The organism is Sulfitobacter sp. CW3, assembly GCF_019392245.1.
In the GTDB taxonomy this organism is placed as follows: domain Bacteria; phylum Pseudomonadota; class Alphaproteobacteria; order Rhodobacterales; family Rhodobacteraceae; genus Sulfitobacter.
This window is the reverse complement of the sequence record NZ_JAHXRL010000012.1, coordinates 45,685-65,991: the sequence shown is the minus strand read 5'-3', so window position 1 is coordinate 65,991 and position 20,307 is coordinate 45,685. Positions and strand designations below refer to the sequence as shown.

The 20,307-nt window shown below is 57.0% G+C and carries 24 protein-coding genes and 1 riboswitch; of the genes, 11 read left to right on the top strand and 13 right to left on the bottom strand.

Annotated elements, in window-relative coordinates:
- Positions 1-4: 4 nt before the first annotated feature.
- The 4 genes from KZZ06_RS19225 to KZZ06_RS19210 form a co-directional block, all read right to left on the bottom strand.
- Positions 5-436, bottom strand: coding sequence for a copper chaperone PCu(A)C (locus KZZ06_RS19225; RefSeq protein ID WP_219581636.1), 432 nt, complete (start codon positions 434-436; stop codon positions 5-7).
- 70 nt (positions 437-506) lie between these two features.
- Positions 507-1,169: a thioredoxin domain-containing protein gene (locus tag KZZ06_RS19220; protein ID WP_219581622.1), complete on the bottom strand. Its 663-nt coding sequence runs from the start codon at positions 1,167-1,169 to the stop codon at positions 507-509.
- Entirely contained in the window at positions 1,166-1,609 is a 444-nt protein-coding gene (locus KZZ06_RS19215) for a disulfide bond formation protein B (RefSeq protein WP_219581621.1), read from the bottom strand. The genes KZZ06_RS19220 and KZZ06_RS19215 overlap by 4 nt, the downstream gene beginning before the upstream one ends.
- Positions 1,606-2,145 (bottom strand): SCO family protein, encoded by a 540-nt coding sequence (locus KZZ06_RS19210; protein ID WP_257884491.1) that lies wholly within the window; start codon positions 2,143-2,145, stop codon positions 1,606-1,608. Before KZZ06_RS19210 ends, KZZ06_RS19215 begins: the two co-directional genes overlap by 4 nt.
- Positions 2,146-2,393: 248 nt before the next feature.
- Between KZZ06_RS19210 and KZZ06_RS19205 the strand changes: the two genes are divergently transcribed.
- From KZZ06_RS19205 to KZZ06_RS22615, 7 genes are all read left to right on the top strand, one after another.
- Positions 2,394-2,822, top strand: a complete 429-nt coding sequence (locus KZZ06_RS19205; RefSeq protein WP_219581620.1) for a helix-turn-helix domain-containing protein — start codon at positions 2,394-2,396, stop codon at positions 2,820-2,822.
- A gap of 115 nt (positions 2,823-2,937) precedes the next feature.
- Positions 2,938-3,552 (top strand): cation transporter, encoded by a 615-nt coding sequence (locus KZZ06_RS19200; protein WP_219581619.1) that lies wholly within the window; start codon positions 2,938-2,940, stop codon positions 3,550-3,552.
- A gap of 148 nt (positions 3,553-3,700) precedes the next feature.
- Positions 3,701-4,237, top strand: coding sequence for a ZIP family metal transporter (locus tag KZZ06_RS19195; protein WP_257884485.1), 537 nt, complete (start codon positions 3,701-3,703; stop codon positions 4,235-4,237).
- Between the two features lie 27 nt (positions 4,238-4,264).
- Positions 4,265-5,173 carry a cation diffusion facilitator family transporter gene (locus KZZ06_RS19190; RefSeq protein WP_219581618.1) on the top strand — a complete coding sequence of 303 codons (909 nt, stop codon included), beginning with the start codon at positions 4,265-4,267 and terminating at the stop codon, positions 5,171-5,173.
- Positions 5,166-5,723 carry an isoprenylcysteine carboxylmethyltransferase family protein gene (locus KZZ06_RS19185; RefSeq protein ID WP_257884484.1) on the top strand — a complete coding sequence of 186 codons (558 nt, stop codon included), beginning with the start codon at positions 5,166-5,168 and terminating at the stop codon, positions 5,721-5,723. Before KZZ06_RS19190 ends, KZZ06_RS19185 begins: the two co-directional genes overlap by 8 nt.
- Before the next feature lie 197 nt (positions 5,724-5,920).
- A complete protein-coding gene (locus tag KZZ06_RS19180; RefSeq protein ID WP_219581616.1) occupies positions 5,921-6,421 on the top strand; it encodes a L,D-transpeptidase in 501 nt (166 codons plus the stop codon).
- Positions 6,422-6,439: 18 nt separating this feature from the next.
- A complete protein-coding gene (locus tag KZZ06_RS22615; RefSeq protein WP_257884483.1) occupies positions 6,440-6,709 on the top strand; it encodes a hypothetical protein in 270 nt (89 codons plus the stop codon).
- Between the two features lie 93 nt (positions 6,710-6,802).
- Here KZZ06_RS22615 and KZZ06_RS19175 read toward each other — a convergent pair whose 3' ends face one another.
- The 5 genes from KZZ06_RS19175 to KZZ06_RS19155 form a co-directional block, all read right to left on the bottom strand.
- Positions 6,803-7,468 (bottom strand): L,D-transpeptidase, encoded by a 666-nt coding sequence (locus tag KZZ06_RS19175; RefSeq protein WP_219581615.1) that lies wholly within the window; start codon positions 7,466-7,468, stop codon positions 6,803-6,805.
- Positions 7,469-8,366: 898 nt separating this feature from the next.
- Positions 8,367-9,032 carry an ankyrin repeat domain-containing protein gene (locus KZZ06_RS19170; protein ID WP_219581614.1) on the bottom strand — a complete coding sequence of 222 codons (666 nt, stop codon included), beginning with the start codon at positions 9,030-9,032 and terminating at the stop codon, positions 8,367-8,369.
- Positions 9,033-9,086: 54 nt separating this feature from the next.
- Positions 9,087-9,569 (bottom strand): heme-binding protein, encoded by a 483-nt coding sequence (locus KZZ06_RS19165; RefSeq protein ID WP_219581613.1) that lies wholly within the window; start codon positions 9,567-9,569, stop codon positions 9,087-9,089.
- A 106-nt stretch (positions 9,570-9,675) separates the two neighbouring features.
- Positions 9,676-10,281, bottom strand: coding sequence for a response regulator transcription factor (locus tag KZZ06_RS19160; RefSeq protein WP_219581612.1), 606 nt, complete (start codon positions 10,279-10,281; stop codon positions 9,676-9,678).
- The gene (locus KZZ06_RS19155; RefSeq protein WP_257884482.1) at positions 10,278-11,612 is read right to left on the bottom strand and encodes a sensor histidine kinase; all 1,335 of its coding nucleotides are present in this window, start codon (positions 11,610-11,612) and stop codon (positions 10,278-10,280) included. The genes KZZ06_RS19160 and KZZ06_RS19155 overlap by 4 nt, the downstream gene beginning before the upstream one ends.
- A gap of 612 nt (positions 11,613-12,224) precedes the next feature.
- A riboswitch (cobalamin riboswitch) is annotated at positions 12,225-12,442 on the top strand.
- A gap of 120 nt (positions 12,443-12,562) precedes the next feature.
- On the opposite strand from KZZ06_RS19155, the gene KZZ06_RS19150 reads away from it, so the two are divergent.
- From KZZ06_RS19150 to KZZ06_RS19135, 4 genes are read left to right on the top strand one after another with little or no spacing between them, the layout of a single operon-like run.
- Positions 12,563-12,970 (top strand): DUF1636 domain-containing protein, encoded by a 408-nt coding sequence (locus KZZ06_RS19150; RefSeq protein ID WP_219581610.1) that lies wholly within the window; start codon positions 12,563-12,565, stop codon positions 12,968-12,970.
- Positions 12,967-13,749, top strand: a complete 783-nt coding sequence (locus KZZ06_RS19145; RefSeq protein WP_219581609.1) for an ABC transporter ATP-binding protein — start codon at positions 12,967-12,969, stop codon at positions 13,747-13,749. Before KZZ06_RS19150 ends, KZZ06_RS19145 begins: the two co-directional genes overlap by 4 nt.
- 14 nt (positions 13,750-13,763) lie before the next feature.
- Positions 13,764-14,699, top strand: a complete 936-nt coding sequence (locus tag KZZ06_RS19140) for an ABC transporter substrate-binding protein (protein WP_219581608.1) — start codon at positions 13,764-13,766, stop codon at positions 14,697-14,699.
- 6 nt (positions 14,700-14,705) lie between these two features.
- The gene (locus KZZ06_RS19135; protein WP_219581607.1) at positions 14,706-15,758 is read left to right on the top strand and encodes an iron ABC transporter permease; all 1,053 of its coding nucleotides are present in this window, start codon (positions 14,706-14,708) and stop codon (positions 15,756-15,758) included.
- Positions 15,759-15,937: 179 nt separating this feature from the next.
- Here the strand turns inward: KZZ06_RS19135 and phnE are convergent, their stop codons facing one another.
- The 4 genes from phnE to KZZ06_RS19115 are packed head-to-tail and all read right to left on the bottom strand — an operon-like array spanning position 15,938 to position 20,251.
- Positions 15,938-16,696 (bottom strand): phosphonate ABC transporter, permease protein PhnE, encoded by a 759-nt coding sequence (phnE, locus tag KZZ06_RS19130; RefSeq protein WP_219581606.1) that lies wholly within the window; start codon positions 16,694-16,696, stop codon positions 15,938-15,940.
- Positions 16,696-17,478 (bottom strand): phosphonate ABC transporter ATP-binding protein, encoded by a 783-nt coding sequence (locus KZZ06_RS19125; protein WP_219581605.1) that lies wholly within the window; start codon positions 17,476-17,478, stop codon positions 16,696-16,698. The genes phnE and KZZ06_RS19125 overlap by 1 nt, the downstream gene beginning before the upstream one ends.
- Positions 17,475-18,356, bottom strand: a complete 882-nt coding sequence (locus tag KZZ06_RS19120) for a phosphate/phosphite/phosphonate ABC transporter substrate-binding protein (protein WP_219581604.1) — start codon at positions 18,354-18,356, stop codon at positions 17,475-17,477. The genes KZZ06_RS19125 and KZZ06_RS19120 overlap by 4 nt, the downstream gene beginning before the upstream one ends.
- Positions 18,356-20,251 carry a cytochrome c peroxidase gene (locus KZZ06_RS19115; protein WP_219581603.1) on the bottom strand — a complete coding sequence of 632 codons (1,896 nt, stop codon included), beginning with the start codon at positions 20,249-20,251 and terminating at the stop codon, positions 18,356-18,358. The genes KZZ06_RS19120 and KZZ06_RS19115 overlap by 1 nt, the downstream gene beginning before the upstream one ends.
- Between the last annotated feature and the right edge of the window lie 56 nt (positions 20,252-20,307).

Below are 20,307 nucleotides of genomic sequence, written 5' to 3'. Positions count from 1 at the left end.
CGGTTCAGCCTTCGGGGCCGCGTGCGCCGATGCCAAGGACCGGGACGGTGATTTCAAGCTCCGTTCCGTCAGAAAAGAGCAGGGTTAGCGGAAAGGTCTCCCCTTCGACGAGCGGAGATTGCAGTTGCATCAGCATGGCGTGATATCCGCCGGGTTCAAGGGCGATCATGCCCCCGGGCGGGATCACGATATCGTCCGCCGGAGCCATGCTGCTGACGCCGTCAGAATTGGTTCTGGTTTCGTGGATCGAGGCCATGCCGGAGATCTCCGCGCGAAGACCGATTAAGGAGATCGATTCGCTGCCTTCGTTTCGAACGGTCAGATAGGCCCCGCCGGGCCGCGATGTTCCAAGGCTCGCGCGCGCCCACGGCTTCTCGACCACAATCGAGGCGTCCTCTGACATTTGCTGCGCTGAGGCTGCCAATGGCAGGCCCATCAGAAGAGCGACAGACAGGCTTTGAAATGCCTTTGCGAAGGTTTTGAACACGTCGGTTCTCCTGTTCATTCTAGTTTGTTGCCGCAGCCTCGACTTCGGATTGTACGAGCGATAAAAGCTGCTCCGCACCGAACTCTGACAAAGGCTTGCTGTTAACGAAGAACGTCGGTGTGCTCTGGATTCCGACATCTTCGACATCTGCCCGGTCCTGATTGAGGACGCCGACGATGCTGGGTGACATGATCTGATTTGCGGCGGCGTCTGTGTCCAAGCCCGCCGCTCCGGCGATTTCCATGATGCGCTCAGCTGCCGGAGCGCCGTGAGAGGCCCAGGCGGGCTGATTTTCAAGCAACGCTTCTAGCACGGGAACAAAAACGTCCTGCAACCGGGCCGCTTCCAGCACCTTGATTGCCAGCTCGGACCCCTCGCCGTGGAACGGCGTGTAGCGCATGACGACGCGGACATCGTCGGGGTATTGCGCCAGTATCTGCTTCACAATGGGGTGGAAGGCGCGGCAGGCCTCGCAGGCTGGGTCGAAGAACTCCACGATGGTCACTGGAGCATCCTCACGCCCGAGCACGGGAGAATAGGACCGAACGAGACGATCCTGTTGCTCCAGCGGAGCGGCTGTCGCCACCGGGGTCGGATCGGGGCGGGATACGAACCAAACACCAGCCACGAAAACGGCCAGCACCAGAGCGAGTATCGCGAGCAGAAATGTCTTTCGGTTCATGTTGATATCCGTCGAAGTTGAATGAGAAGGACAAGGATCGCCCCGAACGTCAGCAGGGAGAGCAGAGGGATTGGCAGGCCGAGGATCAGCATCGCGTCATCGGTGCAGGAGGGCCCGGACGCGGTGCAGGGCACGATCGGCGCAGGCACGATCCCGGCGTAAAGCAGGGAATGGTAGAGGGCGATGGCACCACCCAGAACGGTTAGAGGCGCGGCATAGCGCCAGATCGAGAGGTCGGCGCGCCACGCCGCCACGCCGAGGATGATAGCGAGCGGGAACATGAACGCACGCTGGAACCAGCACAGATTGCAGGGAGCCTGCCCCAGAACCTCACCGATGAAGAGGACGGCAAGCGACGCGGACAGGGCAATGAGCCATGCCGCAAAAAGGAGGGCTACCGGGCTTGTGCCGTTACGCCCGGCGTCTGAACCAGCAGTCATGTGCCGATCCTTTCGCGCAGATCCGAAACAATGACTGCCGGGGCCTGATCGTATTCGTAAATGCGGACAAATTCACCCTCCGGATCGAACAGGAGGAAGGACGACGTATGCCCCATCGTATAGCCGTCAGGCGAAGAGGCTTCCTCGATCTTCTGGTAGTAGATATTGAAGGTCTCGGCAGTACGTTCGATCTGTTCCGTGGAACCGCTCAGCCCGAGAATTCCGGGTCCAAATTGGGGTACATAATCGGCCAAAGCGCTTGGCGTATCCCGTTCCGGATCGACCGTGATGAACAACGGTTGCACGGCAGCACCTTCCGCATCCAGATCATCCATGACCTGTGCGATGGTGGCCAGACCCAAAGGGCAGACGTCCGGGCAGTTCGTGAAACCGAAGAAGACGAGCATCCAGCGTCCGCGAAAATCCTCGTCGGCCTGAATCATTCCATTGTGGTCCGTCAACTCGAAATCCGCAGCAAATCTCTCGGCTTCGGGATCGACACGCGCGGCGACCGGTCCTTGATTGCGTTCGGTCATCCAAAGCGCAGCAGTCGCCGCGGCAGCGATAACCACCGCCGACCAAAGAGCTATCCGGACCTTCTTCATTGCTTGCGCCACTCACCTAATCCAATTCGTCTGTGGCGGGATACAAGCTACAGCAGATAGAGGTTCAAGCAAAAAGTTACTTTTTATTGTCGGAAGTCACGGCAATGTGAAGCCAATGCCTTTTCAAGGTAGTTGGCCCACCGATAAGCTACAAACACTGTAGAGTTAAAGGAGCGGAAATGCTGGCAATTGGAACACTCTCGCGGAGAACCGGAACTAAGGTTCAAACGATCCGCTATTACGAAGAAATCGGTTTGATGAACGAGGCCGGAAGGACTGCGGGTGGCCAACGCCGGTACTTCGAGAAGGATCTCGACCGGCTGGCCTTTATCCGGCACTCGCGCCAGCTCGGCTTTTCGCTCGATTCCATCCGGGAACTGCTGGACCTGTCGGACAACCCGTCCCAATCCTGCGCGGAGGCGGATTCGATCGCGCGTCGGCAACTCCACCAAGTCGAACAGCGGATCAAGCGTCTGCAAGCGCTCAAGAGAGAGCTGAAACGCATGGTCGCCGAGTGTGACGGTGACAGCGTTGCGGAGTGCAAGGTTCTGGAGGTCCTGCGTGACCATTCAGAATGTCTGACCGAGCACGACCAGATTGGGGCATGAAGCTTATCCAAGATTTCTCTTGAACCTCTAGTAACTAGAGGTTCTATCTACGTTCTGATTGCTTACAATCGGGCTTTTCAAGCCTTTTCGAGAAAATGGAAAGTTTGTCGGTTCGATGGTCGAAAATAAGTTTATCGGGTCAGCGGAGAAAGAGCGTAAGACGCTCTGGGTTGTTCTCGGACTCAATCTCGGAATTGCGGCGGGGTTCTTCACTACGGGAGCCATCGGCGATTCCAGCGCCCTAATCGCCAACGGCCTAGACAACACATCCGACAGTCTCGTCTATGGTATCAGCCTATTTGCCTTGTCCCGGTCGTCGAAGTGGAAACGGGGTGCCGCAAACGTATCCGGTGGACTGCTGCTGATCTTTGCCATAGCAATTTTGATCGACGCCTGGAGACGCTTTGACGGGGGGTCCGAACCACTCGGACCGTTGATGATCGCCATGTCGCTGGTCGCTGCGGTCGTCAACCTCGCCTGCATCTGGCTGCTCGGGCGACTGAAGGAGCCGGACGTGAACATCCGGGCCGCCAACACCTTCAGCCTCAACGATTTCGCATCGAACGGCGGCATCCTGATCGCGGGCGCTCTCGTTTGGTGGTTGGGCAGCAACTGGCCCGACCTCGTTGTCGGGGTCTCGGTGGCTGGCATCGCGGCATGGGGCGGCATCGGTATCCTGCGGGACACACACGGCGAACACCATGAAACGGTACATGGAGATAAGAGATGACTGCTGCCTGGGTCTATACGCTAATACCGGCCGCGGTCGCGATTCTGGGAGCCGTCGTTGCGGTCAATGTGCGGCCTGGACCGACGCTGGTCAGTGCTATTCAGCACTTTGCAGCAGGTGTCGTCTTTGCCGCTGCGGCGGTGAAATCATGCCGGATATCGCACATAGTGGATCTCCGATCGCGACAATTGTCGGCGGCTTTGCTGGGATCGGCGTGATGTTGGCCATCCGTCAGCTAGAAAGAGTTATCAAAGGACCAGCGGGGCTGCTCACGCTCGTTGGCGTCGATATCCTGATCGACGGCCTTGTGCTTGGGATTGCCTTTGCTGCTGGGGCCAAGGCTGGTTTGTTGCTGACCATCGCGCTCAGCGTTGAGGTTCTTTTCCTAGGGTTGGCCGTCACCACCGAGCTTTCGGAGACGGTGAAATCCCGGATGCGGATCGTTCTGATCATCGCCGCGCTGGTTGTCCTCCTGCCCGTCGGTGCGTTCATCGCAACGCCAATCGCCAGCCTTCCGGCCCATTACATCACGGGCTTTCTGAGCTTTGGACTGATTGCTCTGCTCTATCTCGTGACCGAAGAATTGCTGGTGGAAGCCCACGAAACTCCTGACCGTCCGTGGGTCACCGCGATGTTTTTCGTTGGCTTTCTCCTCCTCCTTTCTCTCGAAGAGGTGATTTTATGAACAAACCCGAAGAGAAAAGGACGCTTCATGCCGCATGATCATGGCCATATGGAGCCCAAGGAAGGTGACCGGCGGGTCGCGGTCGCCATTTGGGCGAACGGCCTTCTGACGGTTGCGCAGATCGTCGGGGGAATACTCTCCGGCAGCCTGGCGCTGATCGCGGATGCCATCCACAACTTTTCAGATATGGCATCACTCGTCATCGCGTTCGGCGCACGCAAGATCGCGCGCCGCCCGGCCGATGCGAAAATGACCTTCGGATATGGCAGGGTCGAGATTGTAGCCGCCCTGATCAATTATACCTCGCTGATCATCATCGGCCTTTATCTGGTCTACGAAGGCGCAATGCGTTTTGTTGATCCACCCGCAGTCGCGGGTTGGACCGTGGTCATTCTGGGCAGTGTGGCGCTGTTCATCGATACCCTCACTGCGTGGCTGACTTATTCGATGCAGAAAGGCAGCGTGAACATCCGGGCGCTGTTCCTCCACAACCTCAGCGACGCGCTGGCGTCCGTGGCGGTCATCGTCGGCGGTGTCTTGATCCTTCTCTACGACATCCGATGGGTTGATCCCGCGATCACCATCGGAATTGCGGCTTATATCCTGTGGCTCGCCTTCAGCGAGATCGGCGGCCCGATCCGCACCCTGATGCTGGGCAGCCCGCCTGACATTGATACGGAAGAGGTTATCGCAGCCGTGGAAGAAGTGGATGGCGTCGAGGAAGTGCATCATGCGCATTTTTGGCAGATGCAGGAGCATCGCGCTGCGCTCGATACCCATGTCGTGATCGCCGTCGGCCGCTGGGATGACCTCGAAAGCATCAAGACGGCAATCAAGACCCGCCTAGAAGAGGAATTCGGGATCGACCATTCGACGCTGGAATTTGAACGCTCAGCAGCCAAACATCAAGACGTAGAAAAGTATGGTCATGGGTGACCTCAAAACCGTGGTTCTCGTTTTAGGATGTGCGGCCAATCTTCTGCTGGTCGTGGGGATAATCTGGTCCATCTTCCAACCGGAGCGACGTGTCTGGCCGCCGGTTCACTCGACAGTAGCTCATAAGACCGTCGTCTGGGCACTTACTTGCGTCGGCTTCGGGTCCACAATTGCTTTGGGTCTGCTGGAATGGGGTGCTTTCGATTTTCCATGGATCATACGTTGGGGTCTGGGGCTTTGTCTGATCGTTCTGGGCAATGCCGTCGTCTGGTCCGGTGTGATGCAGCTTGGGATGGCGGCGACGAGTGGCGATGAAGGCGTTCTGCGGACCCGTGGCCTCTACCGGTTCTCCCGCAATCCTCAGTATGTGGCTGACATAGTGATCCTTATCGGGATCGGATTGCTCTCCGCCTCGATCCTCGCGTGGCCGGTGATTATCACCGGCGTTACGGCATTGGCACTCGCGCCCTTCGCTGAAGAGCGCTGGTTGATTGATCGCTACGGGGACTCATACCGAGGCTACCTCCGAACAACCCGCAGGTTTCTCTAATACCCTGACGACTTTCGGCCTCACGGGTTTGTGAGTGACGCTGTGTTGAAGCTCTAGCTGGTGGAGGTCCTAAAACCGTAAAAATAACAAGACCAGAGGTTTTCTTGATGAAACAAGCTAATGACAGATTGTTCACGCGTCGGACTGCACTCCTTTGTGCAGCGGCAAGTGGATTGGTTCTCGCAACGAGTAAGGCCATGGCACAGACAACTGAGAGTCTAACTGCACCGGCGGTGCGAAGCAATATTTCTGGGTTCAGGATCGTCTCATGGCAAGATCATTTCACTGACTTGAAAAATGGTGCAATCCTATGTGACATCGACTCCCGTGCGGTTCAATTCTGGTCGGAAGACGAAAGCATCTACAAACTCTATCCGTCCAGCGTGCCACTGACAGAGGAGTTGACGCGGCGCGGTTATACCGAAGTTATTCGTAAAGTGGATGGCCCTAGCTGGCGACCAACGCCCTCGATGAAGGAGCGTAATCCGGAGTGGCCAGACTTTTGGCCACCAGGACCGGACAATCCACTAGGAACTCATGCACTTTATTTGTCTTGGCAATACTACAGGGTGCACGGAACTGGCGATACTCGTAAGATTGGCAGACAATCGTCAAATGGCTGTATAGGTCTTTACAACGAGCACATCGAAGAACTGTTCGGTCTCGCCAAGGTCGGAACTCAAGTGAAGCTATTCTAAAGTAAGGAAATTTTACAGATGTATATTCGAACCGGCGCAATAGTTGCAGCTACGTTGGTGTTGGGGGCGTGCTCCACCCCCTTCAATAATCCAGCCGAAACTTCGCAAACGCGCCAAATACCAGAAGTTGTAGCTGCTATGGCGGCACGTGATCAGGATCTCCAGTCTGCGCGCCTAGTGCCGGAAGACAGTTGCTATTGGTATTTACACGCTGGACCCGTTGAAACAACTTTAGTGCCTCTACGAAGCTCCCGTGGAAATCCGATCTGTGCTGCGCCAGCAGTATAGGTCAATTACATGAACCCGAAAAAATCACCAAGCCTGTGGGAAACCTTCAACACTTTTACAGGCTTGGTCAATTTATCAGACAGCTCCATCTACTCAGCTTGAAGAAGTTACGCTTTCTTCAGCTGAATATAGGTATGCCGTCGATCGAAGTTCAATTCTGGGATAAAGTTCGTTGATATGGGCCATCACCATCCGGACACATCCGGAACTCGCACGTCCGCCGATCGACTGCGGAGACGGAGTACCGTGAATCCTGAGATAGGTATCGCGATCACCAACAAATAGATAAATGGCACGTGATCCCAGAGGGTTCGACGGTCCTGGTTCCATCCCATCGGCAAATTGTTCATAGGTCTCCGGCTCGCGAGCGATCATGGATTGGGTTGGCGTCCAATGTGGCCACTCAACTTTTCGCCGGATAGTATAGGTGCCCGGCTCGTACAAATTGCCTCGCGCAATTGCCACACCGTAACGCATCGCGGTCCCGCCCTGCTCAACGTGATAGAGGTAGCGCGCGACGGCATCTACGTGGATATCGCCCGGTGTCAGGCCGTCGTTTGCTGCAACCCGCTGGGGAAGGAAGCGGGAGTTAAAACCCCAAGGATTGGTCGTTTCTAAATCGAATCCAAATGGGGTTACCTGCGCATCCCAAGCGGCCTTTTGCGATGCGGTCGGCCAAGTTTTAGCAGAAACAGAACTAGCAAGCGGCGCAGAAAAGAGGGCGGCTGTGGTTACCACGAAATGACGTCTGGTCAGCATAGTGTATTTTCCCAACTTTGTTTGGCGAACGTCGTGATATAAGAAACGGCGTTTTCGAAGACCTAAGACCTCTACCCACTAGAGCTTCAAGGTATTTTTTCATCAACTCACAAGGCAAGGGGTACAAGCAAGCCAAAGGTGTGGTGATCTCGAGATCTGCTTTTTCGGCCATATGCTCCGTTGTCGCGACCTACATTAATATCCGACTATTGCTTTGCAGCATCAAAGAGCAAAACCTGTTGAGTCTCAACATTGAAAACTGGCAAGACCTTGTTCTTGCTGCAAACTCGGTCTCATCATTTACAAGATCCGACATTTCCTTCGGAATTCGTATATAATGGGACTGAATTAATGAGATTCAGAACCATAAGCCGCCGTTCGTGCGGCGCGCAGCGAAAGAGGAAAATGAGCCGATTTTGTTGAAAAACTCTAAAGTTCAGATGTCGAGATTTTCCGGCAAAAACCCATCATATCAAAAAGTAAAATGAGATCGCTCATGAGGCGCAGTGAGCTGACACAGGAGCGGCAGAAGGCCAAATTAACCGAACCCCTGGCCACCAAAACCTGGTCACGCTGTACAGCGACAAATTTCGTCGATCAGACCCAAAAACGGAGTTTTTCAACACAATCAGCCCAACCTGTACCTTGGATTTTCTCGCTGCATGCGCGCGCAGCACAAAGATCTCTGCAAAGGCGTGAAATTTCATGCTGCCGAGCAGCGGAAACAGTCGCCGTTCATGCAGCGCGCAGCAATTCTGAAACCATGAATTTACAGGTCGCGGACGAAGCGCCCTTTCGCTGCGGTTGCGTCAACGGCTGCTTGGGGAGGTTGCAATGAGCTTGGTGGGCACGGCAGTATTCAAAATAGCACGATTTGGTAACGACATCGCCAAACCTCCTATTTCAGGATTTCGACCATTTCGGCGTAGCCGCGTGAAGTGGCGTGTTGCAACGGTGTGACGCCATCGCGATCTCCGATGGATTTATCTGCACCCGCATCGACGAGGATTTGCACCGTCTTGATATGATCAGGGCCGCCGTCGCCCAGTACGACAGCCTCTATCAAAGCCGTCCATGCCAGATTGTTGATATGATCCAGTGGTGCGCCGCCCTCGACAAGACGCGCTACCACGGCGTGATGTCCGAGGTGGGCTGCGGCAATAAGGGCGGTGCCGTCATAGACGCTGGTGATCAGGTCCGGGGCGTTCCCTAGTTCCATTGCCAGCGACACCATTTCAGAGTCATCCGCGACAGCTGCGATGGTCAGCACGTCATAGACGCGGTTTTCCAACGCGTTCATATCCGCGCCGCCCTGTGCCAGTGCGATCAGAGCATCATCAAGTGAAGCGAAGGCTGCGACATGTGCGGGAGTGCGCTGTGACCGATCACGAATGTCCACATCAGCACCTGCTGCAATCAAACGGTTGATCTCATCCACATCGCCCTCATGGGCAGCAAGATGCAAACCTGTGTAAGACGCGATGTCTGATGCAGACGGGGCTGTCTGCGCGTGCGCCAAGCCAGAGGTACCAATTGCCAAGGCGAGTAGGAGAGAACGAAGCATGATGTTACCTTTCAAATAGAGGGGCCCGCCCCAGCAAGGGACAGGCCGTGTGGTTTACTCAGCACCGATTGCGTCAAGACCTGCGCGGGCACATGTCTCGTCAATTGCGCCAGATGGTGCGCCACCGACACCGATGCCACCGACCAATGCGCCACCGATCCGGATGGGCAGGCCACCAGCCTGAATGACCAGACGGCTGTCCATATCGCGCAGTCCACCATTCTCAGGGTTTCCACCGATAAAGCCCGCAAGACCTGCTGTGTCACGGCCCATACTGGCAGATGTGAACGCTTTGCCGGTGCTGGACCCGACTGTGTGCGGGCCCGCGTTGTCGGCACGCAAAAGCACTTTGGTCTCACCGCTACGCGCAACGATTGCGACGCTGACGTTGTGACCTTCGGCAGAACATGCAGCGACGGCAGCCTGCGCGGCTGTGGTTGCCATATCGAGCGGCAAGTAAGGAGCTGTGGGCAGGTCTTGGGCGAAGGCTGCTACGGGTGTCAGCAGAGCTGTGGCAAATGCGATGGAACGGATCATTGTATATTTCCTTTTGTTGAACTGATGCTCCAGTTCTAATTCGCCGCTGTGATCGGCGATATTCGTAGCATCCGCAAAGGTGTCCGTAGTTCTACTGATCAGTGTATTAGTCTGCCTGTGCATCCAACCAATAACGGGTCAATTCCGCCGCCGAGGACGTCCCCACCTTGGCCGCAATGGCCGCGCGGTGGCTTTCAACTGTGCGGGGTGACAGGATCAACGCGTCAGCGATTTGCTTGGTCGTCAGACCCTTTGCGATCATCCCAAGGACTTCTTGTTCACGCGCGGACAGATGGCGCACCAAAGCCACCGCCTCGGCGCGTTCTGCTGATGCCTGCCTGCGGGTTTCAAGCTCCGCATGGCCTTTTTGTATCGCGTCGATCAGGTCTTGCTCGTCCACGGGCTTGCTGAGGAAATCAATTGCGCCATTTCGAAACGCGCGCCTACACGCCTCGATATCGCCATGTCCGCTGATAATAACAGTGGGCCATGACACGCCTTGGTCGTTCAGCCTTTCTTGCAGTTTCAGGCCTGAAATCGCTGGCATCCTGATATCAAGGATCAGGCAGCCCGGCGTCAGGTCTGGCGCTTGGCTAAGGAATATTTCTGGCGATGCAAAGCTGCGCACCTTCAGTCCAACGGTTTCCAGCAGCAAACTAAGAGCATTGCGGACGGCCTCATCATCATCAACGAGGTAGACGTGATTGCTCATGTTGCCCCCGTCTTGTTTGAGAGCGGCAGGGATAGACGGAAAGTGGTCTGGTCAGTGTTATCCAACAGTATGATGTCACCGCCCATTTCCTCAACCAGTCTTTGACACAGCGCGAGGCCAAGTCCGGTACCATCCGGCTTGCCCGTCACGAACGGTTCAAAGATACGGGTTTTGATGTCATCAGGCACCCCCGGCCCGGTATCGCTGACATCTAAAATGACCAGGGGCCCATCAATATGCGTGCTGATCGTGACCTGTGCCGCGTCCGAGGCATCAAGCGCGTTGCGCACGAGGTTAAACACAACCTGTTCCAGCTCGACCGGATCAGCGTCAACAAAGAGGGGATCATCATGCAATGACAGTATTATCATAGCCCCCTTCGTCTTTGCCTCCAGTGCCAGCAGGTTTTGAACGCTTTGGGCGGCTTCATGGACAGAACAGGTCTCAGATGGGGCACGGTTCGGTTTGCTCCAGCGTCGCAGGCGATCGAGGATATTCGCTGCGCGCTGTGCTTGGGATACCGTGTCGTCCAACACTGTGCCGAGACGTTCAACATCACCGCGCCGCGCCAAATGACGGCCAGCCTGTGCTTGGCTTAGGATCGCCGTCAGCGGTTGGGCCAATTCATGCGCCATGCCGCTGGCCATTTCACCCATTGCGTTGACGCGCGACGCATGGGCCAGCCGCGTTTCCTGGGCGCTTAACTTGGCGCGGTTCTCTGCATCTTTGGTGCGCGCGCGTTGCTTGAAACCGAAGGCCCCTAACAAAAACAGCGCCGTGACCAGTGCTATGACAGAGACCGCTTTCCCAACCGGGAAGAGATCAGACAGCGCGATGGCTAAGGAGGTTTCAAACACCAAAGGTTGCGACACACTGCCAAGAGGTTTGGAAAACCCGGTCCCAGCCGGTGAAACCTGACCCACCAATGCCGTTTGGCCGTCCGGTGTGGAAAGACGCAAAGACGCCGATGGCGCGTCCCAAAACGGATCATCTGTAGCAATCAGCGCGCGGGCGTCGATCACCAGCGCCAAACCATGCTGCGCCACGTCGGAATTAGGTGTGCGTTTCACAAGCAGGTAGTGATCCGGCAGGTCTGGCATTGGCCCTATCTCCAACGCTCCGGTCGAACGGCGCGCCAATTCAACGACACGTTCCCTTGCCTGTAAAGACAGACCGGGTTGCGTTTCTATCATCGGTTGGAACTGGTCATATGGAACGACATTCACCGACGTAATACGTGGGTAAAAGCGCGTGATCGTTGCGGCGACATCCAGCAATAAATCTTGCCGCTCCACCCCACCAGCCACAAAAATTGCAGACAAAGATGTCAAATGTGCATCATGCTGATCGGCCCGCTGAGAGGCCAAGCGATGCAGCGTCGCACTTTTGACCGTCAGTTCACGGACCAAATTCTGCCGTTCGAAAAGCGCTAACCCGCTGAGCGCGAGTATGATAGCAAATGCCCATAGCAAAGCGTATCGCAAGAAATTTTTTGAGTATGAAACAGGCATTTGCATTCATTACAGGTGTGGGCGCAAACACCAATCCGTATTTCTACGGTTACAGGGCGGTGTTGCGATTACAACTTGGTTGAGTTTCCGTATCGAAAGGACCCGTCACTTTCACATTTTCATCAGCGCAAAGGAGCGGACATAAGTGCAGCGTGCAGCATTTGGAACTTTGGGCTCAGAACGGCCCAATGTCAGTGCGGCATCACCGACGATGAAGGCGGTCTCGAACCAGCCGTTCGCTCTACGGTCTACGCTACTGAAATTTAACTGTTTTTGCCGGTGCGCCGACCTCCCCGCTTCAACAGCCGGTGTTGAGGCACCGCGGAGCGAAGCCTGACTGCGAGCCCACTTTGATCAATGCTGCGATACCGACAAATGGCGGCATCACTATCGCGGCCTACGTTGATTCAATTGACCTTCGACAACGAATATCGCAAAGGTATCGAAGATGGTTTCCAGCCGCTGAACATGCGTCTGGGATGAAAAGGGAATACGGTAAGGAAGAGCTGTTAAGCGCCGAAACCGTAACTGCCCCCGCAACTGTGAGCGGTGAGTGACCCCGATGAACACCACTGAGCCTTAGGCTTGGGAAGGTTCGGGCGAACGCTGACCCGCAAGTCAGGAGACCTGCCATCAACGACACCAATAGGTGCCGTAAATGCAACTCAACCCAGACGGGGTGTCTGGTTAGGAGATCATGATGGCGACACGGAAATTCCCGTGCTTTAAAACATGTCTGCCCTGCGCCCCGCATATTCGCGGAGGGCGATATGATCACGAACCAAAACCACAAGATAACCGTCTGCACGTCGTGCAAACATAAAGGCACCGACTGCCGCCCAGGATTCGAGTTGATCGAGAAGCTAAGAGCCGCAATTGCAGCGGCCGGGGATGCGATCTCTGAAGATTTCGAAATATCGGGTGTGGCCTGCATGGCGGGCTGCGATCGGCCCTGCACGGACGCCTATCATGGCAGCCGCAAAGCGACCTATTTGTTCGGCGATGTCGACCCAAAAGTGGACATCAACGATCTTGTCACCTTCGCACGGCAGTATGCCCACTTACACGACGGTTCGTGTTCTTCGGTAGATCGTCCAGGCAAGCTACGTAAATCCACACTTGCAAGGGTGCCCTCTGCGATGATCGCAATGGAAGCCAGTTACGTGCGCGCATCATGAACGCCGCTGATCTTGAGGTGAACGGTGTGAGTTGGGCACCGACCAATTCGGGCCAACCAGTGCTGCACCCCACAACCTTCAGCGTTGCTGCGGGAAGGGTTTTGGGTGTGGTGGGGCCGAATGGTGCGGGAAAATCTACTTTGCTGCGGCTTCTCTATCGGTTTCAACACCCCAAGACAGGGCAGGTTCGCGTGGGCGGACAGGACATCTGGTCCATGTCGGCTCGTAACGCCGCCAGGCGGATCGCAGCAGTCTTGCAGGAACAGGCTTCGGCATTCGGACTGACCGTTCAAGAGATCGTGCAACTGGGTAGAACACCGCATCGGTCAGGCTTTGCCGCATCGGGGGCGGGCGACGAGAAAGTTGTTGATTACGTCTTGGACACCCTTGGTTTGCACCCCTTGGCGCACCGTGACTTTGGCACATTGTCCGGCGGTGAACGCCAGCGCGTAATGGTGGCGCGGGCTTTGGCCCAGGAACCTCAGGTCTTGATCCTTGATGAACCGACGAACCATCTTGATGTGCGCCACCAGCTTGAAGTCGTGTCGCTGATTCGCAGTTTGGGCATGACCATCGTGGTGTCGCTGCATGACCTGAACATGGCTGTGAGCGTTTGTGATGATGTGCTTGTCCTCAAAGACGGGCATCCACAAGGCTTTGGTACGCCGCAAACGTTGCTGACCGACACCCTCGTTTCGAACACGTTTCGCGTTGATGCGCGGCGTGAAACCCTTGCCCTCAGCGGGGCCCCTCATTTCACATTTAACCTTCCAGATTGAAAAGGAACCTTAATATGAAACTTACACTCACCACACTGGCAGCCCTTTTGATGGCAGGGTCTGCTATGGCCCAAACCACAGTGCAAAGCTGCAACCGCGAGGTTACGTTCGACGCCCCACCACAGGCTGCTATTTCCAACGATGTGAACCTGACCGAAATGATGCTGGTCCTTGGCCTTGCAGATAACATGGTTGGCTACACTGGAATATCCGGTTGGAAGACGTTGGACGAAGACATGACGATGGGCGTCGAAGCGCTGCCTGAACTGTCGTCGAAATATCCATCCAAGGAAGTGCTGATCGGGGCCGAAGCTGATTTCTTCTTTGCAGGCTGGAACTATGGAATGAAGGTCGGCGGAGAAGTGACACCAGAAACATTGGAGCCATTCGGAATTCAGGTCTATGAGCTCACCGAAAGCTGCATTCACATCGGTGAGAAAGATGCGGCGTCCATGGACGATATGTACAACGATCTGCGTAATCTGGGTGCGATTTTTGATGTGTCCGACCGTGCTGAGGCCTTGATCGAAGGCTACCAAACAGAGCTGGCGACATTCCTGGCTGACCAGCCCGCATTGAACACAACCCCACGGGTGTTCGTCTATGACAGCGGAGAGGACGCGCCCTTTACCGCAGGGGCTTACGCGATGCCCAACGCTTTGATCGAGGCCGCAGGTGGCACAAACATCATGAACGACTTTGAAAAAAGCTGGGCGACTGTCGGCTGGGAAGCCGTAGTTGAGCGCAATCCAGAGGTCATCGTAATTGTGAACTATGGAGAAGTCACCGCCGATCAAAAGCGTGAGTTCATGATGTCCAATCCTGCGTTTGCCGATATCGACGCGGTGCTCAATGATCGGTTCGTAGTGCTTGAGTATGTTGAAGCAACGCCTGGGCCGCGCAACATAGAGGCTGTCAAGACCCTTGCCGCTGCATTTCGGGCTGAGTGATCTGACATGACCCAAAAACAGCAATCGATACACTCTCCCAGACCATCCCGCGATCTTTGGATCACCGGCATCTTTGGCGTTCTGGCACTTTTGGGATCGTTGTCGATTGCTGTAAGCGTCGGGGCCATCGCGGTCCCTTTGGAAACCGTCTGGGGCATTTTGATCAACAAGATTGCCCCAGACACGATTGCCGTTGATTGGTCTAAGGGCCGCGAGGCTATCGTTTGGGATATCCGGTTCCCGCGCGCCATCCTCGCCTGTTTTGTCGGGGCGGGGTTGGCAATCGTCGGGGCCAGCCTTCAGGCGGTGACGCGCAATCCACTGGCGGACCCGCATCTTTTGGGGATTTCAGCAGGTGGCGCATTCGGGGCAATATTGGCGCTGTTGCACACAGGGTTGTTCATAGGGCTTTTGACCGTTCCATTGTTGGCGTTTATCGGTTCGCTTGGAGCGACACTCATCGTTCTGGCCGTTTCGCAATTTGCAGCCGCAACCAGTGCGGATAGGCTGGTGTTGGCGGGCGTGGCTGTGTCGTTCATCGTGATGTCGGCGGCGAACGTTTTGATCTTTCTGGGTGACCCACGCGCCACACACACCGTGGTTTTCTGGATGTTGGGCGGCCTTGGTTTGGCGCAATGGGATCAACTCATTTACCCAGCAGTGGTCCTACTAGGTTGCGGAACCTATCTGTGGCTTAAATCAGAAACCCTGAACGCCATGACAGTCGGGGACGAAACCGCCACCACGCTCGGTATTCCCGTCGCCCGTTTCAGGCTGACGGTCTTTGTCATCGGGGCGTTGATCACCGGGGTCATGGTCGCGTTCTCTGGCATCATCGGGTTCGTCGGCCTCATGATTCCGCACATCGTGCGCCTCTTAGTCGGAGGCGACTACCGCCGCCTTATCCCTATCTCTGCATTGTGCGGGGCCGTATTCCTCGTTTGGGCCGATATCATCGCACGGACCATCATGGCCCCAGACGACATGCCCATTGGGATTGTCACGGGTCTGGTCGGCGGGGTGTTCTTTGTATGGTTGCTGCGGCGACGGATACGATAAGAAAGTCGTGATACTTTGAATGGAGAACAACGATTGCAGACATTCGACCTCAAACACCCAAGGTCTGTTTTTGTCCCGCTTTTGAACAGTTCATATTGGGCGCAGCGAAAGGCAGCATTCGGTTCTGGCACCTCTTCGGTCATTTGTAAGTGTGGCCAAGGGTGCGTGGAGGATTTCACCTAAGACAGGCGGCGACGCAAGAAAGCGTTCAGGCCCTCGATTGCCACAACCATGACTGCGACGGCAATGGTGACGGTAGCGGCCTTGTCGTATTGGAACGAACGCACGTAGGTTTGGATGTAAAATCCGATGCCCCCCGCACCGACTATCCCGAGTATCAATGACTCGCGCAGGTTCAATTCAAACCGGAAGATCGTGTCGCGCGCTACTACCGGCGCCATCTGCGGCCAGATCGCGTAGCGGAGACGCAGCAGAGTTCCGGCGCCCGCACTTTCCAGCGCCTCGACCGGTGGGCGGGCAACGCCGTCGATGGCTTCCGCGTAAAACTTTGCCAGCATACCTGTGGCATGGAAAGCCACCGCTATGACGCCGGGCAAAGGGCCCAGGCCGACGGCCCCTACCATCAACATGGCGACAAGGATCAGTGGGATTGCCCGGATCAGCGCGAGAATGAACCGAACCGGGCGGCTTAGCCAGCCTGGCGCAAGCGTGTCCGAGGCCATCAGCCCAAGCGGGATCGAGGCAATGACCGCTCCAGCGGTGCCAAGAATGGCGATGCGGAGCGTCTCGGCGGTGCCTTTCCAGATCTCGGGCATCACTGAAAGGTCCGGTGGCAGCATCCGGTCAAGAAAATCCGCGATACGTCCGCCAGAAGACAACAGCCGCCCGGGTGCCATGTCCGAAGAGACACTGGCCCAAAGCACTGCCGCCACAACGGCCAGCCCGGCCCAGAACGACGCCCCCGGTGCTGCGCGCATCAGACCACCAGCCGCAGCGCGGTTCTGGGATCAGCCAGTTCCTCGCGATAAAGATCTTCGATCATATTGGCGTCCAGCCTGTCGGCGGGACTGTCAAATTTGATGCACCCGTTGCGCATCCCAAGAATACGACTGGCAAAGCGTCGGGCAAGATCGGGCTGGTGCGACGAGAACAGAACCGTGGCACCGCGCGCCTGCGCCGCGCCGGTGATCAAGCCAAGGATGTCACTTGCGCGGGTCGGGTCGAGGTTGCTCACTGGCTCATCGGCGAGGATCAACCGCGGCTCTTGCGCCAGACAGCGGGCGATTGCGACGCGTTGGCGCTGGCCGCCGCTCAGGCTGTCGGCGCGGCGAGAGGCCAGATCGGCAATGCCGGTATCTGCCATCGCCCGTTCTGCCGCCACCATGTCCGCCGCAGAAAACTGCCCGAAAAACGCGCGCAGCGTATTCGTACGCCCAAGCCGCCCGTTCAGCACATTCTGGCGCACAGTGGCGCGGTCGACCAAGGCAAATTCCTGAAAGATGAAGCCAACCTCGGCGCGCTCGGACCCCGGTTGGATGCGGTCAGGCAAAAGCGCGCGGCCCAGCACGTTCGCGGTGCCGCGCCAGCCGTGCAACCGCCCATCGATCAAGGCAAGAAGCGTCGTCTTGCCTGCGCCAGAGGACCCGAGCAGCGCCACCGTTTCGCCTGGCGCGACCTCCAGGGATACGCCGTCAAGCGATGCCCGGTCGCCAGCGCCGTGCCGATGCGTGATCTCGCTCAGGCGAAGTGCCACGGTCATTTCGTCAATCCATACTCGCCAGCTATCTGGCGTACGCCGTCGAACGCGGCGGGGTCCGCCACGACATAGCCGTCGGGGCCATAGACATAGGCCAGCATGTCACGATTTTCTGGTTCGTTCAGCGTCAGCATGGCTTCGGTGAAGCGTTGCTTGAGGTCGTCCTCGAGCCCCGGACGGCTGATGACGACGTGGCTGGGAATTTGCGGGGATTCGGCGATCCACGTCACTTCGGCCTGCTGTATTGGCGAAAGCAGGAGGTCGGCATATTGGCTTGCTCCTGCGGCATCGACCAGCCCCTCAGCCATGGCTTGCATCGCCTGTTGGTAGCCGCCCGCGAAATAGACCTGGCCAAAGAAATCTTCGGCCGTTTTGGGCCCATCTACCAATCCGGCGCGGACAAATTCGTCCAGCGGATAGAGGTAGCCGCTTTCCGAAATCGGATCGGCAAAAGCAATGTCACGATCCCTCAGATCCGCCAGCGTTTCGATCCCGCTGTCACGCCGGACGAACACCCGGCCGGTATAGAACGGCGCGCCGCGGTAAAGCTCGGACAAAAGCGGCTCCGCTCCGATCTCGGCCTCGGCCAGCACGAAGGGCAGCGCACCCATAAACGAGATATCGGCATCGCCGTTTCGCAGCGCTTCAACCGCTGCGGCGTGGTCGAACGTGACATAGCCCTGCACTGGTAATCCCAATTTATCCGACAGCCAGCCGGTGATTGCATCGATGTCACCAAGCAGTTTCTCCGGATTCTCTTGTGGGATGAAGGCCAGCCGCAGGGTGTCCGTTGCCGCCTGCGCGAGCAAAGGAACCGGGGCGCAAAGCGCAGTGGATGCCGCAAGGCCAAGCACGACGCGGCGTGAGATCAGCGCGCACATCAATAAACCCTCTCTTTGATTTCGCTTTCGTAGCGTTGAAACTCGGACCAGGCAGCTTCGGCGGCCCCCCAGTCATCGGCACGTACGGCCACGCCGACATCTGCGAGATATCTGGACAATGCGTAAATCTCCGGCCGTGCTGCATGATTGGACATCGTGCTCGCGTCCGCCGCCAGGTCCGCGGCAACTGTGTCGGTCAGAAGCAGGACATGGCTCTTGTCGCGCGCGGGTAAGAGGGTGTCCAGCGTCGAGGCAAAAGTAGTCAGTTCGTCAAAGGCAAGCCGGAACGGCGTCGCTCGGTCATCGAAAGTCGTGTAAGGCTCGTCAGCGGCACCGACTGTTTCCAGATAGGATGTCAGGTCCATCCGATCGGTCTCGTTCAAGCCAAGCCCTTTGGCATCGTCAAACCAGTCCACGACGCTTGCCATGGTCGGCAGCGCGCCATCATGGAAATAGGGTGCCGTGTAAAGGCTACCCAGCAGCGTCGGCGTGTCGAGCGCCCCTGACCGCGCGCCCTCGTAAGCCGACGCGACCGAGCCAATGTCATACGCGTTGCGGTCCATAAAATTGGCCGATGGCACATGGCAGGACGCACAGGCGTTGCCGCCCATCCCGGCGAAGGGCTGGTTGAAAATTGCCTCGCCGCGTCGTGCGGCCTCGGGCGCGGTCGCAGCCAGCGTCCCGTCACTGTTCAGCAGCGAATTGGGCAAGAAATCAAACTCGATCATATAGGCCAGCAGCGCGTCGAGCATGAATGGCGTCGGCTCGGGCCCAGCGAACTCATTGACGATGACGTTCCGGGTGAAGTCGCGAAGGCTGGCAAAGCGGCCGTCACGTCCGTAGGGGCCAGTGAAGCGCAGTCCGCGCAAGCTGGGTATGTCAATTGGATCGTCTCGGCGATCATTGAACATCGGGTTGAAGAACGCCCCGTCCACATCAACAGAGCCAGGCTGGTGGCTGGCACCGGGGATGAACAGCCGGTTGTTGATGTCCGACCGATTGTGGCAGGTGGAGCAGGTGATGCCAAGTTCCTGCGCCGGACCGCCGAATATCTGTGCGCTATCAAACAGCATGTCACCGTAGGCAATCAGCGGCAGGTCAGTCTCGTCGATGCCTTGCTCCTCAAAATTCAGAACAAGCCGCGGCAACGGATCCTGATCGAAGATGTCTGCGCCCGGCGGTAACGCCGCCGGAATAGAAATGGGTGTGCCTGCGCGATGCACCGTTTCCGGCACTGCCGTGAGGGAATTGCGCGGGGCGAATTCCGCGACTAGATAGTTGGCCACAAGGTAGTTCGAAATTGTCTGGCGTGCCTCGGTCATCAACCTGCGATCCGAAGGCTGCGCCCCGACGCCAAGAACTCCGGCCGAACCGGCGTTGCTGGACAGTTGCAACCAGGCCCGGCCAAGCGTGCGCGCGGCGTCAGGGTCTGCTGCCTTCAAATGATCTTCAAATGCGCGGTAAAGACCACGGGCTTCTGAAACCGATGCCTGGGCCGGGGTGGCCGATCCCGCCGCCATTGCCCGGTCAAGTTCTTCCTCGATACGACTAGCGATGAGCCGCGTGGCTTCAGCGAAAATTGCTTGCCTGTCACGTGCCCCAATCGCCAACAGCACGGCCTCGGTGCTGAGTGCGCTGTTGCGGGACAGTCGCGCAACGGCTCCATCACTGAATTCCGAGCCGTGATAAGGTACGCGCCAGGCATTCTCGACTTCATCCCAGGGGATCGGAGCGAGATTACCCAGAAACAATGTCAAGCGATAGGCTGCAGCTTCGGGAAGCCAGGGCGCTTCCTTGGCAGGCGTCGCCACAGCGCTTCCCGGCGCAAAGATAGCCAGCGCAAAAACGAATATCTGAAGCGCGGCTCCAAGTCTGGAATTAAGAATATTCTGCATCTGCTTTCGGAGCCTCCTATTAAAAGTTACCCGTGGCTAATATATGTTGCCATAGC